13 protein-coding genes are annotated in these 16,329 nt (G+C 64.0%); 5 read left to right on the top strand and 8 right to left on the bottom strand.

Annotated features, from left to right (window positions below):
• The first annotated feature begins 287 nt into the window (after positions 1 to 287).
• Positions 288 to 1,667, top strand: a complete 1,380-nt coding sequence (locus tag NKJ88_RS17070; RefSeq protein WP_352444782.1) for an MFS transporter — start codon at positions 288 to 290, stop codon at positions 1,665 to 1,667.
• Positions 1,668 to 1,711: 44 nt separating this feature from the next.
• Here NKJ88_RS17070 and purH read toward each other — a convergent pair whose 3' ends face one another.
• From purH to NKJ88_RS17085, 3 genes are all read right to left on the bottom strand, one after another.
• Positions 1,712 to 3,328 (bottom strand): bifunctional phosphoribosylaminoimidazolecarboxamide formyltransferase/IMP cyclohydrolase, encoded by a 1,617-nt coding sequence (gene purH / locus NKJ88_RS17075; RefSeq protein WP_352444784.1) that lies wholly within the window; start codon positions 3,326 to 3,328, stop codon positions 1,712 to 1,714.
• A gap of 106 nt (positions 3,329 to 3,434) precedes the next feature.
• Positions 3,435 to 5,159 carry a heparinase II/III family protein gene (locus NKJ88_RS17080; RefSeq protein ID WP_352444786.1) on the bottom strand — a complete coding sequence of 575 codons (1,725 nt, stop codon included), beginning with the start codon at positions 5,157 to 5,159 and terminating at the stop codon, positions 3,435 to 3,437.
• Between the two features lie 217 nt (positions 5,160 to 5,376).
• A complete protein-coding gene (locus tag NKJ88_RS17085) occupies positions 5,377 to 6,234 on the bottom strand; it encodes a helix-turn-helix transcriptional regulator (protein WP_502904752.1) in 858 nt (285 codons plus the stop codon).
• 99 nt (positions 6,235 to 6,333) lie between these two features.
• Here NKJ88_RS17085 and NKJ88_RS17090 point away from each other — a divergent pair, with 99 nt between their 5' ends.
• Positions 6,334 to 7,248, top strand: coding sequence for a phytanoyl-CoA dioxygenase family protein (locus tag NKJ88_RS17090; protein ID WP_245261834.1), 915 nt, complete (start codon positions 6,334 to 6,336; stop codon positions 7,246 to 7,248).
• A 19-nt stretch (positions 7,249 to 7,267) separates the two neighbouring features.
• Here the strand turns inward: NKJ88_RS17090 and NKJ88_RS17095 are convergent, their stop codons facing one another.
• The gene (locus tag NKJ88_RS17095) at positions 7,268 to 8,653 is read right to left on the bottom strand and encodes an RsmB/NOP family class I SAM-dependent RNA methyltransferase (RefSeq protein ID WP_502904753.1); all 1,386 of its coding nucleotides are present in this window, start codon (positions 8,651 to 8,653) and stop codon (positions 7,268 to 7,270) included.
• Positions 8,644 to 9,669, bottom strand: a complete 1,026-nt coding sequence (htpX, locus tag NKJ88_RS17100) for a zinc metalloprotease HtpX (RefSeq protein WP_023684074.1) — start codon at positions 9,667 to 9,669, stop codon at positions 8,644 to 8,646. The genes NKJ88_RS17095 and htpX overlap by 10 nt, the downstream gene beginning before the upstream one ends.
• Before the next feature lie 105 nt (positions 9,670 to 9,774).
• Between htpX and NKJ88_RS17105 the strand changes: the two genes are divergently transcribed.
• The gene (locus tag NKJ88_RS17105) at positions 9,775 to 9,981 is read left to right on the top strand and encodes a DUF1674 domain-containing protein (RefSeq protein ID WP_352444790.1); all 207 of its coding nucleotides are present in this window, start codon (positions 9,775 to 9,777) and stop codon (positions 9,979 to 9,981) included.
• A 79-nt stretch (positions 9,982 to 10,060) separates the two neighbouring features.
• Here the strand turns inward: NKJ88_RS17105 and NKJ88_RS17110 are convergent, their stop codons facing one another.
• Positions 10,061 to 10,726, bottom strand: a complete 666-nt coding sequence (locus NKJ88_RS17110; RefSeq protein WP_352444792.1) for an HAD-IA family hydrolase — start codon at positions 10,724 to 10,726, stop codon at positions 10,061 to 10,063.
• A 180-nt stretch (positions 10,727 to 10,906) separates the two neighbouring features.
• On the opposite strand from NKJ88_RS17110, the gene NKJ88_RS17115 reads away from it, so the two are divergent.
• Both NKJ88_RS17115 and NKJ88_RS17120 read left to right on the top strand, forming a co-directional pair.
• Positions 10,907 to 11,776 carry a transglutaminase-like domain-containing protein gene (locus NKJ88_RS17115; RefSeq protein ID WP_023700201.1) on the top strand — a complete coding sequence of 290 codons (870 nt, stop codon included), beginning with the start codon at positions 10,907 to 10,909 and terminating at the stop codon, positions 11,774 to 11,776.
• Positions 11,777 to 12,162: 386 nt separating this feature from the next.
• Positions 12,163 to 13,431 (top strand): class I SAM-dependent methyltransferase, encoded by a 1,269-nt coding sequence (locus NKJ88_RS17120; RefSeq protein ID WP_023824304.1) that lies wholly within the window; start codon positions 12,163 to 12,165, stop codon positions 13,429 to 13,431.
• A 66-nt stretch (positions 13,432 to 13,497) separates the two neighbouring features.
• Here the strand turns inward: NKJ88_RS17120 and NKJ88_RS17125 are convergent, their stop codons facing one another.
• Both NKJ88_RS17125 and acs read right to left on the bottom strand, forming a co-directional pair.
• Complete coding sequence (locus NKJ88_RS17125; RefSeq protein WP_023818256.1) at positions 13,498 to 14,235, bottom strand: MOSC domain-containing protein; 738 nt, start codon at positions 14,233 to 14,235, stop codon at positions 13,498 to 13,500.
• A gap of 9 nt (positions 14,236 to 14,244) precedes the next feature.
• Positions 14,245 to 16,200, bottom strand: a complete 1,956-nt coding sequence (gene acs, locus NKJ88_RS17130; RefSeq protein WP_352444795.1) for an acetate--CoA ligase — start codon at positions 16,198 to 16,200, stop codon at positions 14,245 to 14,247.
• Positions 16,201 to 16,329: the final 129 nt, after the last annotated feature.

Below are 16,329 nucleotides of genomic sequence, written 5' to 3' on the forward strand. Positions count from 1 at the left end.
CGTTGGCCCGCCCCTGGGTGCGGCCCACCGCCCCCACCCCGCGGTGGGGGGCGGCGCCCGGGGCGGCGGGCGCGCGGGGGCCCCCCCCCGCGGCACCGACCCCCACCCGGACCTTCGGTCCGACCTCCCCACAAGGGGGAGGTAGGGGCGCGGCGCCTTTCTTCGCGTCTCTATGCAGGTAGACAGCGGCGACATCCAGGTGGCAGCGCGAATCTTTGGCGGTTTGCATGAGCATTCGAAACATGCAGACATGGCGTCCGACAAGCGCGGTGTCCGAGGGAATCATCATGGCGGCAGTAGAAACAGCGCAGCGGGCATCCGGGCGTGGCATCTGGGGGTGGATGTTCTTCGACTGGGCGGCGCAGCCGTTTTTCACCGTCGTCACCACCTTCATCTTCGGGCCTTATTTCGTCTCGCGCATGGCGAGCGATCCGGTCTCAGGCCAGGCGGCCTGGGGCTACGGCATCGCTGTTGCGGGCCTGGTCATTGCCGTGCTGTCTCCCATCCTCGGCTCGATTGCCGACCAGACCGGGCCGCGTAAGCCGTGGATTGCGTTCTTCGCCTCGATCAAGATCATCAGCCTTTGCCTGCTATGGTTCGCCGCTCCCGGCTCGAACCTTTTCCTGGTGGTGCTGTTCTTTTCTCTCGCTTCGGTCGCGGCGGAATTCTCGACCGTGTTCAACGATTCGATGATGCCGCGCCTGGTGCCGAAGAGCGAGATCGGCCACGTCTCCAACATTGCCTGGGGACTTGGTTATCTCGGCGGCATGATCGCGCTGATCTTTGTCGTCGCCTGTCTGGCGGGTTCGCCGGAGACCGGCAAGACGATCATCGGCATCGACCCGCTCTTTGGGCTCGACCCGAAACTCGGCGAGGACGCGCGCGCCACCGGGCCGCTGTCGGCCGGCTGGTATTTCCTGTTCATCCTGCCGATGTTCTTCTTCACGCCAGACGCCATCAAAGGCATTCCGATCGGGCCGGCGGTGCGCGAGGGGCTGTCGGAACTGAAGTCGACGCTGACTGAAGTGCGCCGGCGCAAAGGCATCTTCCGCTTCCTTGTCGCCCGCATGATTTATCAGGACGGCGTCAATGCGCTGCTCGCTTTGGGCGGCACATTTGCGGCAGCGATGTTCCACTGGTCGATCACCGAGATCGGCATGTTCGGCATTATCCTCAACGTCGTCGCCATCGTCGGCTGCCTGGTTGCCGCATGGCTAGACACCGCGCTTGGCTCCAAGACCATCGTGATGATTTCGCTCGTCCTGCTCAGCATCGCCACCATCGGCATCGTTTCCACCGGGCCAGGCTACACGCTGTTCGGCGCCTGGATGATGCCGGGAGCCGATAGTGGCGGCCTGTTCGGCACGGCGGCGGAAAAGGCCTACATTTTCTATGGCCTGTTGATCGGGCTGGCGTTCGGACCGGTGCAGGCGTCGTCACGCTCCTACATGGCGCGCAGCGTGACCGCGGCCGAATCCGGCCGCTATTTCGGCATCTATGCGCTGGCCGGAAGGGCGACGAGTTTCCTGGCGCCGTTCATGGTGGCGTCGATCACGCTCGCCAGCGGCTCGGCGCGGCTCGGCATGGCGGCCATCGTGCTGTTCCTGGGCGTTGGGATCGCGATATTGATCAAGACGCCGTATCCGGCGGATCAGCCGGTGGAATAGCGCCGCACTTTTCCTTCTCCCCTTGTGGGAGAAGGCAGAGGCGCTCAATGCCTGAAATGCCTCACGCCGGTAAACACCATGGCGATGCCATGCGCGTCGGCAGCGGCGATAACGTCGTCGTCGCGCATCGAGCCGCCGGGCTGGATCACCGCCGTGGCGCCGGCTTCGATGGCTGAGATCAGCCCGTCGGCGAAAGGGAAGAAAGCGTCGGAGGCGACCACCGAGCCCTTGGTCAACGGCTCCGCGAGACCAGCTGCTTCCGCCGCGTCGAGGGCCTTGCGGGCGGCGATGCGCGAGGAATCGACGCGGCTCATCTGGCCGGCGCCGATGCCGACGGTAGCGCCGTCTTTTGCATAGACGATGGCGTTCGACTTGACGTGCTTGGCGATGCGGAAAGCGAATTTGAGGTCGGCCATCTCGGCCGCCGTCGGTGCGCGCCTGGTCACCACCTTGAGCTCGAGATCGTCGACTACCGCATTGTCGCGGCCCTGGACGAGCATGCCGCCGGCGACGGATTTCACAGCGATGCCGCCGGCGTGCGGATCGGGCAGACCGCCGGTGACCAGCAGGCGCAAATTCTTTTTGGCGGCGATGATGCGGACAGCGTCCTCCGACGCGTCCGGCGCGATGATCACCTCGGTGAAGGTTTTTACGATCTCCTGCGCCGCTTCCGCATCGAGGATGCGGTTCATGGCGACGATACCGCCAAAGGCCGAAACCGGGTCGCAGGCCAGCGCTCTCGCATAGGCAGCAGCCAGCGAAGCGTCCTCGGCGACGCCGCACGGGTTGGCGTGCTTGATGATGGCAACGGCGGCGCAGCGGTTGGGGTCGAACTCGCCCACCAGCTCGAAGGCGGCATCGGTGTCGTTGATGTTGTTGTAGGACAGCTGCTTGCCCTGCAACTGGCGAGCCGTGGCGACCCCCGGCCGCTTATCGCCATTGACATAGAAGCCGGCGCTCTGATGCGGGTTCTCGCCATAGCGCATGACACTTTCCAGCCTGCCCCCGAAGGCGCGCCAGGTCGGATGCTCGATCTCCAGCGTTTCGGCGAACCAGCCGGAGATCGCCGCATCGTAGCTGGCGGTGCGGGCAAAGGCCTTTGCCGCCAGCTTCTGGCGGAAATCCAGCGACAGCGAGCCGATGTTCATCTCCAGCGCGTTCAGCACCGAGGCATAATCGCCGGGATCGGTGACGATGGCGACATAGGCATGGTTCTTGGCCGAGGCGCGGATCATCGCCGGGCCGCCAATGTCGATGTTCTCGACAACAGCGGCATAGTCGGCGCCGGAGCGGCGGACCTCCTCGAACGGGTAGAGATTGGAGACGAGCAGATCGATCGGCTCGATACCGTGATCGTGCATCGCCTTGGCGTGTTCGGGATCGTCGCGCACGCCGAGCAGCGCGCCGTGCACCGACGGGTGCAGCGTCTTGACGCGGCCGTCCATGATCTCGGGAAAGCCGGTCAGTTCCGAGACGTCACGCACCGCCAGCCCCGCCTCGGCGATCGCCTTTGCCGTGCCTCCGGTCGAGACCAGCTCGACGCCGGCCGCGACCAGCCCTTTGGCGAAGTCGATCAGGCCGGTCTTGTCGAAGACGGAAAGCAGGGCGCGGCGGACCGGAAGGAGGTCGGGTGCCGGAATGTTCTTGGCGGCGACGGCCATGGGCTGGCGGCCTTTCAGGGCTGATTGGAGAGCGTTGCCGGGCCGTAGCACATGACATCAGGAAATCAAGCCGGAAGCTCGATCAAGCCGGCGCCGGCAACGACGCTCAGCTGTGCTCGGGATAGCCGGCGATGCCGGTGCGCGTGAGCTGCCAATGCACTTCGGCGATCTCCGAGGCCTTGAAGGCGAGCACGATCTGGCGGCTGCGGCGCGGGCCGCCAAGGCCGGCGAAATAGATCGATTCCTCGACCTCCGGCACCACTTCGGTGCAGGTGAACACCCAGGTGTCGGCCTGGTCGGCGGTCAGCACCAGGCGGTCATGCTCGTCCTGCAAAAGGTTGATGTCAGGGTGGATGTGGAAGCGCACCACGACGAAGTCGCGGCCATTGTTGCGGATCGCCGCACCGCCCGGGCGGAGGAAGCGATCCCTGCCGGCGAGCACATTGCCCTCGCTCGACAGTTTCAGCTCGCGCTCATGCAGGAAGCCAAAGCGCTGCATATAGCCGTCATGGCGGGCGATGAAGCCTTGCGTGCCCTTCTGGTCGATGCGCTTACAAGGCACATGCTGCGGGCCGCCGAGCAAGGGCGAGCCGAGCAGGTCGTTGACGCGCAGCGAATGGGAAAACCGCGCCGACGAGGTGTCGTTGATGGTGGCGGTCGAATGCGCCGCGGTGGCACGGGCCAGCGGTCGGAACTCGGCGGCGCCATAGGTGTCGATGCCGGCATTGACGATATAATGCTGGCGACCGGACGAGAGTTCGAAGGCCAGGCACCCGGCATGCGCGGCGTTGGACACATCGACGGCCGGCGACGGGCCGGTATCGGCAATCACCGTCACGCCGCCCATCGACAGGCGCTCATAGCCGGAATGCGGCGCGTGCAGCAGCGGCGCGCCGGCGGTGTCGTCGTGGCGCAAGATGGTGGCTATACGGTCGTGGATGGTGGCGCCCATGCCGTTGAAGCGGGCCAGGCTGCCATCCTGATGGCGGAAGAAACGGAGCGCCGGCAGCATGCGGTCGATGGCGCCCATCAGGGCTGCCGGTGGCGTTTCGGCCTGGTTGGCATAGGTCTGGCGCAGCGGCAGGAGATCGGCGAGCAGTTCGAGAACCGCCATCGGGTTGCGCGAAATATGGCCGCCGTCGGGAAGGATCTGGCGGTCGAGTTCTTCCGCCAGGTTGCGGGTGGCGCCGCGCAGTGCCGAGGCCGGCGCCGGCAGCGACAGCGCGGCGAAGGCAAGCGCGATGCGAGCGCGCAGCCTGTCCTTGCCGTCCGGCATCTCTCGCGCCATCGAGCGGAGATAGCGGATCTGCACGGCGAGCGATTTCAGGAAGGCGCGATAGAACGGAAATTCGGCCCCTTGTAGGACAACCGAGGAGTGTTGCAACCAGGCAATGACTCGCTTGGCGGTGGTGCCGGGCTCCCAGGCTATGCCGGAAATCTGGTTGCCATGCATGGCGATCCAGTCGGAGACAAGCGCGCGTGCATTGGCGGCGGCCAGCTCGGTGCCGGCGGCGCGCATATGGCGCAGCCAGCGAAAGCCGTGCAGCGTCTTCACCCAGCCGCGATTGGCGACATCGATCTGGAATGGAGATTTGCCGCCGGTCTCGACCAGATGTCCCGACAGCGGATAGCGGCCATAATAAATCTCGAGCGCGATCTGCGGATCGGCGAGCCTGAGGTCGGGCGGTGCAATCAGGACGCGTTCGGGCGTGCGCCCGGAATAGCGCCAGCGATAGACTGGCCCTGCGCGAAGGCGCCGGCGCGTCTTGCGCCAAAACTCCTTAGCGACAAGCGTCCACAGACGTGTCGTGCTGCCGGCAGCCAGTGCCAAAACCCCTCCTCATCGCCTGGAGATAGAGCATGCTGTCGCCCGAAAACCGCGGCACACTTTTCGGCATCATGTTCCGGTACCCCAGCACAAGCTTATATGATTCAAGAACTTATGCGAAGTCGGATTCCGCCGGCGTGAAGCGCTTCACGCTGCCGGCCACCGACCCACCCCGAAAAAAGTCAAGCGCTTCGCGGGTTTAAGCCCGGCAATCCTGCACTCACTTGCGGTTGTGGCGAGACCGAAATTCGCTGGGCGAACAGTTTTCGCGGTCGCGAAACAGACGGGAGAAATAGAAGGCGTCGTGGATGCCGACGGCGGCCGCAATGGACTCGATGGGCGAATCGGAGGCGGCCAGCATCTGTTTGGCGCGGTCGAACCTCGTGCGCAGTTGGAAGGCCTTGGGCGACATGCCGGCTGCCCGCGCAAATCTGCGCCGCAAGGTTGCCGGCGACATCGAGAATTTCGCGGCGAAGGCATCGAGATCGACCGGGTCGCACGCGCAGCGGCGCAATTCGTCGACGATGGGCTGCATGTCGGCGGCATCCTGGAGGCTGGGGTTTCGTTGACGGTTGTTCCAATCCATTGCCTGGCGGGCAGCACGCACGACGATGCGATGCATCGTGGCGGCGGCTTCTGCCTGGCTCAGCATCGTATCGAGCGACAGCTCACTATGCAGCCTGTCGAACAGCCGCTGCATTTTGCCGAGGTCGCGCAAGGGGACGACAGGGGCGTCCTCGGCGATCAGCCGCAGCCGGGTGAAATCGCGTATCAAGGCCCCGTCGAAGAGCGCCCAGCGTTCGAGCCAGCCCGATGCGTCCGGCCCGTAGGAATGCATCCTCCCGGCAAGCAGCCAGAACAGGGCCGGCGCTTGGATCGTCTGCATGCCGGCAGTCCTGGTTTCAAGCCAGCCTTGACCGTTCTCAATCAGCACCACGGCGAATTCAGGCAATTTGCGCGCTTGGATCGCCTGCGTGACGCGATGCCGACCAATCCCTGTAACCGACAGGCCGCCGGCCGCGGCCGGTGCGGATCTGTAGAGTGCGTAAGGGAGATCGTTCATGAGCGAAAAGTCCATGGCTTCGTTCTGTCCATGGGCGAGTGTGCAAACAGTATGGCATTTCCAGCTAAGGATGGAAAATCGCAGGTGGCTGAAATGTCAAGCTCAACAGGTGGCATGCAACGACGGAGTCCTGTTGCGTCAATCGATCTGAACGCCAACGGCAAGACATTATCGATGGCGCCGAACCGGTTGGGTCATCTCGTGCCAACCGACGCCGGGATCGGCATCGATGCCATTCGAGGCCTCCTTGCCGAGCAAGGCTATGTCTGGCTGAAAGGTATGCTGCCGCGCCGCGACGTCATCGATTTTCGCGGCTGGGTGTTTTCGTATCTGGCCGACACCGGCTTGCTGCAGCCCGGGTCCGATCCCGCGCTTGGCCTGGCGGCGGCCGGCACGTTCGACCGTCAGTTCGCCGATCGCCGGTTGATGGCGCTGGTTCGCTCCACCGCCTATGAAGGGTTCTGCGCACAGCCCCTGATGGCCCGGCTGATGGATGCGTTCGTCGGCGGGCTGTCCTATTTGCACAAGCGCAAGATCATGCGTTTCACCCAACCGGGCACCACTGTGGCGACGCCGGCGCATTACGACCTCGTCTATCTGCGCGGCGGCACCAGCCGCATCGTCACTGCCTGGATCCCGATCGGCGACGTTCCCGTCGACATGGGCGGCCTGATCTATCTCGAGGGATCGCACGCCATCGGCCTCGACATGGAGGCCCGGTTCGCCAGGGACAATGCCGGGCTGAGCCCGCAGGAGCGCATCAGCGCCTACAACCGGAACATGAGCGAGGGCGGCTGGGTGTCGAAGGACCTGCCCGACATGGCGGAGCGGTTCGATACACGCTGGCTGATCGCGGATTTCGAGGCCGGCGATGTCGTCCTCCACTCGCCCTATATGATCCACGCCTCGACAACCAACCAGAGCGCGGAGGGGCGTATCCGGCTCTCCACCGATATCCGCTACCAGAATGTCGATGATGAGATCGATGCAAGGTGGGGGAAGCACTGGTCCTTGGACGACATGCTTTAGGCATGTCGTCGCGTCGGAGTCAGGCCAGACATCGCATGCGGGCGGCAAAGAAGCCGTCCAGGCCGGAAACCCCTGGCGAACCACGGTCAAGATCGGCGGGTGTGGTGCGCAGCGTGCCTTGCGGGGTCAGGAAGGCGTCGATGCCGGCGATTTCGCCGGGCTGCAGCGGATCGTCGGCGACGGTCTTGTTGCCGGCCAGAAAGGCGCGATACAGATCCTCGCCTTCGATCGGGTCCAGCGAACAGTTGGAAAAAACAATCCGGCCGCCCGGTTTGACCAAAGTGACGGCGCGGGCGAGCAGCTTTGCTTGCAGATCGGCTAGCTTTTCGACGTCGGCTGCCGTCTTGGTCCATGGCACGTCGGGGTGGCGCCGAACCGTGCCTGTGGAAGAGCAGGGCGCGTCGAGCAGGACGGCGTCGAAAAGCTCCGCCGGCTGGTATTTCAGCAGATCGGCCTGCACGATCTCGGCGGACAGCGCGAGCCGTTCGAGGTTCTGCGTCAGCCGCGCCAGCCGGTTCTTCGAGGTGTCCACGGCGGTGACTTTGGCGCCGGCAAGAATCAACTGGGCGGTCTTGCCGCCGGGGGCGGCGCAGAGGTCGGCGACGCGTAATCCTTTGACATCGCCGAACAGCCGCGCCGGAAAACTGGCGGCGGCGTCCTGGACCCACCATGCGCCTTCGCTGAAGCCCGGCAGTTCGGTGACGGAGGCGCTGAGCTTTTCCACTCGCACCGTGCCGGTCGGCAGCACGATGCCGCCGAGCTTTTCGGCCCACAGTTCGGGATCGGCCTTGACCGTGAAATCCACCGGCGCCTCAACGCGATGCGCCGCCAGGATCTGTCTGGTCATCTCAGGGCCATAGGCAGCTTTCAGGCGATCGGAGAACCATTTTGGCGCCTCATCGGTGGCGGCAAGAGCTGCCGGCAGTTCGGTTTCCTTGGCGCGCACCAAAGTGCGCAGCACGCCGTTGACGAGGCCGGAAAAGCGCTGCGTGCGTGGGTCCGACTTGGCGTGGGTCACAGCCAAATCGACGGCGGCGCTGTCGGGGATGTCGAGGAACAGGATCTGCGCCGCCGCAACATGCAGGATGTGCGACAGCGCTGTAGCGTTGGGCGGCAGCGGCTTTTCAAGGCGGCGGGCGAGGAGCCCGGCAATGGTCATGCGGTAGCGCAGCGCGGTCACCAGTATGGCGCGCACCAGGCCGCGGTCGCGCAGGTCCAGCACCTTGTATTGTGGGTGGCCGTTCTCGTGGTCGGTCAGCCCGTCGAGCGGCGTCTTGGCGTCGATAACGGCGGCCAGCAGCCGCGCCGCTGCCTTGCGCGCGGCGAGGCCGGCGACGAATTCGTCCGAGCTGTTTTCGCGAACGCCTGAATGTGCGGGCCGGGGTCTGGCGCCGCTCACGACCACGGACCTTTGGGTCCGGTCGGGTTGCGGCCCCACGGATTGGCTTTCGGCTTGGCCGGTTTGGTCGGCTGCGTGGGGCGTGCTGCCTTGCCCCACGGACCTTGCTCGGCATCGGCCGGCAATTCTTCGATCGGCTCTGGCGTCGGCGCCTGGCGCGGCGCCGGCTGGCGGCCTGCCATGTCGCGGGCCATCGCCTGCAGCGCGGCGATGCGGTTGTCGGTGTTCGGGTGGGTCGAAAACAGGCTGTCCATTCGCTCGCCGTGAAGGGGATTGATGATGAAGAGATGCGCGGTCGCGGGATTGCGTTCGGCATCCGGGTTGCGGATGCGTTCGGCGCCGCGGGCGATCTTGTCAAGCGCTGATGCCAGCCAAAGCGGATTTCCAACGATTTCGGCGCCGCGCCGGTCGGCTTCGTATTCGCGGGTGCGGCTGACCGCCATCTGCACGATCATGGCGGCGAAGGGCGCGACCAGCATCGCCACCAGCACGCCGACAAAGCCGAACGGGTTGTTGTTGTCGCGGCTGCCGCCGAAGAAGAAGGCGAAATTGCCGAGCATCGAGATGGCGCCGGCGAGTGTCGCGACAATGGTCATGGTCAGCGTGTCGCGATGCTGGATGTGGGCCAGCTCATGCGCCATGACTGCCGCCACCTCCTCATGCGAAAGGCGCTCCAGCAGCCCGGTCGAGGCCGCGACCGCGGCGTTCTCGGGATTGCGGCCGGTGGCGAAGGCGTTCGGCTGCGGATTGTCGATCAGATAGGTCTTGGGCATCGGCAGGCCGGCCTGCTTGGCCAGCGCCTCGACGATGGCGTGGAATTCGGGTGCGTTCCTGGCATCGACCTCGACGGCGCGGTTCATCGACAGCACCATCTTGTCGGCATTCCAGTAGCTGAACAGATTGGTGCCCGCGGCGACCAGGAAGGCGATCATCATGCCGCCGGTGCCGCCGATCAGAAAGCCGACGCCCATGAACAGCGCCGTCATCGCGGCCAGAAGCATGGTGGTGCGTAGCGTGCTCATTGTCTGCTCCCTGTGCGGCCGTGGCAAAAAAAGGTCGATCGGGGTGAACTCATGGCTATATGATGGGAAACGCCGCCCTTCGTTTCAATCCGCTCGGAATATCGCATGACCGACCAGCCCAGCAAAGTCGATGCCGACCGGGAGAAGGACCTGACGCCGGTGGCCAGCCGGGCGCTGGCTGAAGCCGAGGCGCGCCGTGAAGCGTATCGCCAGAAGGAAGCTGCGTTGCCGAAGGAAATCGGCGGCCGCGGCGGCAAGGAACCCGGCCGCTACGGCGACTGGGAAGTGAAGGGAATGGCTAGCGATTTCTAGGGGTTCAGGAACGGAAGAACTGGGGAACTGGTGAACTGAAGAGTTGAAGAAAAAGGCAGTTCTCCAGTTCTCCAGTTCCTCAGGCCGCGCTGCGCTGTGCCCCCAACGTCATCCAGCCGCTGTCATCGATGGCGATGGAGACGGTTTCGTAGCCGCTAATCGAGTTGTGCTGAGTCGTCATTGGATGCTGGTGAGTGGCGCTGATCACCATCACCGACGCGCCCGCTGCTTCCGCCGCCGCGATACCGGCCGGCGCATCCTCGAAGACCAGACAGTCGCCGATATCGACGCCGAGCCGTTTTGCCGCCAGCAGGAAACAGTCGGGCGCCGGTTTGCCGTGCGACACATCCTCGGCCGCGACCACCAAGGCGGGAACCGGGATGCCGGCGGCCCGCATGCGCAGCAGCGCCAACGGGCGCGGCGCCGAGGTGACGATCGCCCAGCGCTCTGGCGGCAAAGCGTTGAGGAACGGCACGGCGCCGGCGATCGGCAGCACGCCTTCGACATCGTCCGACTCGGCCTGCAACAGCACAAACGCCTCATGAACAGGGTCGACGCCGGGAAGCGCCAGCCTGGTGATGGTCTCGACCGCCCGCACGCCATGGATCGTCGGCAGGAAGGCTTCGACGTCGAGACCGTGCTTAAGCGCCCACGCCGCCCAGACGCGCTCGGCCGAGGCGATCGAATTGAGCACCGTGCCATCCATATCGAACAGGAACGCGGCGAATTTTCTGCCTGCAAACATCAGATTTTCCGCGGGGTTAGGGATCGTTTCGGGAGGGTCAAAACATGTCGTGCGACCGTAACGTCGCCACGCCTGCCTGGGAAGCCGCGGGAGAGCCTTTTCGATAGTTCCAGGGAACCATGGTCCCGCCTCTGGCGTTTTGAGCATACTGTTTTCCACGGGATCGAAGGGGCAATCATTGTGCTGATCCGGCTCGGCTACGAAATCGCCATTGAATGCGTCGGCGCCACGCCGGTCATCTCGCTGCTTGATATCCACAGGGATCGTCAGGCCGACATCAAACGGCAGACGCGCGTGCTGACGTCGCCTTCAGTGCCGAGCAAGGTCTATCACGATCTGTTCGGCAATACCTGCCGCCGCTTCACCGTACCCGCCGGCAGTTTCCGCATTCTCTATGACGCAGCCGTCGAGGACAGCGGCGAGCCTGACGCGGTCAACACGCTGGCCAGGGAAGTCCCGGTGGCGGAACTGCCGGACGATGTGCTCGGCTACCTCCTCGGCAGCCGCTATTGCGAGACCGATCATCTGAGCAGTCTGGCCTGGCAGCTTTTCGGCCATGTTCCCTCTGGCTGGGCGCGGGTGCAGGCGATCGTCGACTATGTCCACAACCGGCTGTCCTTCGGCTATGGCTATGCGCGGTCGACGCGCACCGCGGCCCAGGCGCATGAGGAGCAGGTTGGTGTATGCCGCGACTTCGCCCATCTGGCGATCACGCTCTGCCGCTGCATGAACATCCCGGCCCGCTATGTGAACGGTTATCTCGGCGACATCGGCGTACCGGCTGACCCGGCGCCGATGGATTTTTCGGCCTGGATGGAAGTGTTCCTCGACGGCAAGTGGTACACGTTCGACCCCCGTCATAATCGTCCGAGGATAGGCCGCGTCGTCATCGCGCGCGGTCGTGATGCCACGGACGTGCCACTGCTGCACAGCTTCGGGCCGCATCAGCTCTCGCTGTTCAAGGTCTGGACCTATGAGCAGGAAGGCAATCTGTTCAACCCGCCCTATCACGGCGTCGACAAGACCGTCAGCGCGCGGATGCTGGCGTGACCGGATTCTGATCCGCTTCGACACACAATCCGGAATGGAAAAGGCCGCCGCTTCTTGACGAAGCCGGCGGCCTTCCGTGTTTCCGTCCGTGGCGCGGCCAATGGCGGCGACCGAGGTCACCCGCCGCGCTTATCGCGCCTTAACGGGAAGACTGCTTCCCGAAAGTGCAATCCGCTGAGGCCACGTTCTGGAAAACGAAATCACTCGACATCGGATCACCTCCTTTCGATTTGTTGAACACGTACAGATGATGGGGTGCGTTGCAGCAAAAAACAAGATGCCGATTTGAAATAGCTGGCGAGCCGCCTTTTGCGCCGGGTTGCGAAGAGCCGCGAGGGCGGGCAAAATCCATGCAAGGTGGATTGTCAGGACTCGGGAGGATGGCCATGGAGGCAGCCGAGAAGGCCGCGCGCATCGTGCGAACGGTGATCGAAACGCTGAAGCCGGGTTTTGCGGTCAAGCTGTGGACCGGCGAGCGAATCGGTCCCGCCACCGGGCCCGTGCTCACCATCAACGACCAGGACATCGTCTGGCAGGTGGTGAAGCGGCCATCGTTGTCGACGCTGATCGAGATGTGGATCTCCAAGACGATAGACATCGAAAATGGGACGATTTTCGATTTCTACGCACTGCCGTCGCAAGGCAAGCTCAGGACCAAGCTCAAGTCGCTGCCGAAGCTGGCGATCCTGCGCGACCTGCCGGCGGTGCTCCTGTCACGCAAGCAGATGAGCGCACGCACCGATCTGTCGGGTCGCAACCCCTATGTCAGCGGGTCGAGCCAGGAGGCGATCCAGCATCACTACGACATTTCGAATGCCTTTTACCGGCTCTTCCTCGACGAGCGCATGGTCTACAGCTGCGGCTACTTTACGGATTTCGGCAATGGCATCGACCAGGCGCAGGCCGACAAGCTCGACCATATCTGCCGCAAGCTCAGGCTGAAATCGGGCGAAAAGCTGCTCGACATCGGCTGCGGCTGGGGCGCCATGCTGATCCATGCGGCCAAAAATTACGGCGTCGTCGGCCATGGCGTGTCGCTGTCGCAGGCGCAGACCGATCTCGCCCGCGAGCGCATCCGCGCCGAAGGGCTGCAGGACCGCATCACCATCGAGATCAAATCCTATGCGGAACTCAAAGGCTCCTTCGACAAGATATCGTCGATCGGCATGTTCGAGCATCTCGGCCTCGCCAACCACGCCAGCTATTTCAAGACCATCCATCGCTTGCTGAAGCCCGGCGGCATCTATCTGCACCACGCCATCACCAGGCGAAGCAAGGGCGACTTGAAGAAAACCTTGCGCAAGGGGCCGGAGTTCAAGGCGCTGCTCAAATACATTTTCCCCGGCGGGGAACTCGACACGATCGGCATGACGCTGGGCAATCTGGAGGCGCATGGCTTCCTGGTCTACGACGTCGAGAATCTGCGCGAGCACTATGCGCGCACCTGCCGGCTGTGGGCCCAGCGGCTACAGGCTCGCTTCGACGAGGCGGTCGCCGAAGTCGGCGAGGCCAAGGCACGGCTGTGGCTGCTTTATCTCACCGGCTGCTCGATCACCTTCGAGCGCGCCTCGGCGCAGATTTTTCAGACCGTCGTCACCAAACGCGCACGCGGCCCGAGCGGGCTGCCGCCGACACGGGCGGATCTGTATCGGTAGGGATAGGATTCGGGGCCGAACCCCACGCTTTCCAAGGTCTGCGATTCGCTGCCTCGCGGTAGAGGCCTACACGAACCGCATCGGCGCGCCGATCTCGACACGGGCAGGCCTGTCCACAGTGCAATAGACGCCGAGATTATGGGCGTTGTGGCGGACCAGATTGCGCAGGATGCCGGGATCGTGGTCGAAGCCGTCCTGGCTGATGATGGTGAAGCCGCAGCGGCGGCACGGCTCCGAGACGGTCACCAGCAGGTCGCCGATGGCAAGCTTGCGGCCAATCCATTCGGTCTCGGGAAACGAGCCTTCGACCGCCGCCATGTCGACGACGATGGTGGGGCGGAAGCGGCGCGGATCGGGAATGCCTTCGGGGTGCAGCGCCTTGAGCCGGGCCAGCGATGCGGTGGTCAAGAGATGGATCGGCGCTTTGCGGTAGCGCGCCGCGGTCAGCGGGCCGGTGTAGCCGGGAGCGTTGTCCTGGCTGAACGGCCGGATCGAGGCGGCGAAGCCGAGATAGGTCGAGACGGCGCTGTCGCATTCAGCGCCCGGCGCTACCAGCCAGTCGCCGTCGGGAACGGCGATCTCCAGCTTGCGGTCCTTGCTCAGCCGGGTGCGGATGCGCGGCACCTTGTGCCACTTGGCGTCGCGGTCGGGCCGCGCGATCTCATTGTCCGAGACATCGACAAGGCCGAACAGCCGGTCGCCGTCGATGGTTTCAAGGCCGACCGAAATGGCGTCCTGGCGTTCGCCGGCAAGCGAACTTGCAGGGTAACGCCAGAGCTCCGTGACTGCGCCCAGTGCAGCCATCAAATCCCCTCAGCCCTTCTTGTTCTGGCGGTTGGCGATCAGATCATCGACCACGGCCGGATCGGCCAGTGTCGAGGTATCGCCGAGTGCGGAAAAATCGTCCTCGGCGATCTTGCGCAGGATACGGCGCATGATCTTGCCGGAGCGGGTTTTCGGCAGTCCGGGCGCGAACTGCAGCTTGTCGGGCGAGGCGATGGCGCCGATCTCCTTGCGGACATGGGCCACGAGCTCCTTGCGCAGTTCCTCGCTCGGCTCCACGCCTTTCATCAAGGTAACGTAGCTGTAGATGCCCTGGCCCTTGATGTCGTGGGGATAGCCGACGACAGCTGCTTCCGACACCTTCTCATGGCTGACGAGCGCCGATTCGACCTCGGCCGTTCCCATGCGGTGGCCGGAAACGTTGATGACGTCGTCAACGCGGCCAGTGATCCAGTAATAGCCATCGGCGTCGCGGCGACAGCCGTCTCCGGTGAAGTATTTGCCCTTGTAGGTGGAGAAATAGGTCTGCACGAAGCGGTCGTGATCGCCATAGACGGTGCGCATCTGGCCGGGCCAGGAATCGGCAATGCAGAGATTGCCGTCGGCCGCCCCTTCCAGCACCTTGCCTTCGCCGTCGACCAGCTGCGGTTTGATGCCGAAGAAGGGCCGCGTCGCCGAGCCGGCCTTGAGGTCGGTGGCGCCGGGCAGCGGCGTGATCAGGATGCCGCCGGTCTCGGTCTGCCACCAGGTGTCGACGATCGGCACCTTGCCGTTGCCGACGATGTTGAAATACCACTCCCAGGCTTCCGGATTGATCGGTTCGCCGACCGAGCCCAGCACGCGCAGCGACTTGCGCGAGGTCTTCTTCACCGGTTCGTCGCCGGCGCCCATCAGCGCGCGCAGTGCCGTCGGCGCGGTGTAGAAGATGTTGACCTTGTGCTTGTCGATGACTTCCCAGAAGCGCGACTGCGAGGGGTAGTTCGGCACGCCCTCGAACATCAGCGTGGTGGCGCCGTTGGCGAGCGGGCCATAGACGATGTAGCTGTGGCCGGTGACCCAACCGACATCGGCGGTGCACCAGTAGATATCGCCATCATGGTAGTCGAAGACATATTGGTGGGTCATCGAGACATAGACGAGATAGCCGGCGGTGGTGTGCAGCACGCCCTTCGGCTTGCCGGTCGAGCCTGAGGTATAGAGGATGAACAGCGGATCCTCGGCCTTCATCTTCTCCGGCTTGCAGTCGCCTTTCACCGTGGCGATCTCGTCATGGTACCAGATGTCGCGTCCCTGGACCCAGCCGGTCTTGCCGCCGGTGCGGCGAACGACGACCACCTTATCGACCTTGGTGCCGGCCTTGGCGGCGATTTCGATCGCTCTGTCGGTGTTTTCCTTCAGCGGGATCGGCTTGCCGCCGCGCAGGCCTTCGTCGGCGGTGATGACGAAGGTCGACTTGCAGTCATCGATGCGGCCGGCCAGCGCGTCCGGTGAAAAGCCGCCGAAGACGATCGAGTGGATGGCGCCGATGCGGGTGCAAGCCAGCATCGCGTAGGCGGCTTCCGGGATCATCGGCATGTAGATGGTGACGCGGTCGCCCTTCCTGACGCCGTGCTTCTTCATCACATTGGCGAGCCGGCAGACATGCTCGTAAAGTTCGTTGTAGGTGACCTTCTTGTCGTCGTAGGGATTGTCGCCTTCCCAGATGATGGCGGTCTGGTTGCCGCGCTTCTTCAAATGGCGGTCGATGCAGTTATAGGAGACGTTGGTTTCGCCATCCTCGAACCATTTGATCGAGACCTTGCCCTCGAAGGAGGTGTTCTTGACCTTGCTGAACGGCTTGAACCAGTCGATGCGCTTGCCGTGCTTGCCCCAGAACTTGTCCGGATTCTTCACGCTGTCGGCATACCATTTGAGGTAGGTGTCGTTGTCCATCAGCGCGTTCTTCTTCCACGCCGGCTGGACGCGGTGGATCTTCACCTCGGACATGTCTTCACTTTCCTCCCAAACCACCCCGCCGGCTTGACCACAGCCAGGATCACGGCGACGCAGCCGCGAATTCGGCGGCATTATTAACAGTTCCGCGCTGACGGCAACATTAGACGTTGGATTCGCGTG

It is taken from the genome of Mesorhizobium sp. M0016 (assembly GCF_040324035.1).
GTDB lineage: Bacteria > Pseudomonadota > Alphaproteobacteria > Rhizobiales > Rhizobiaceae > Mesorhizobium.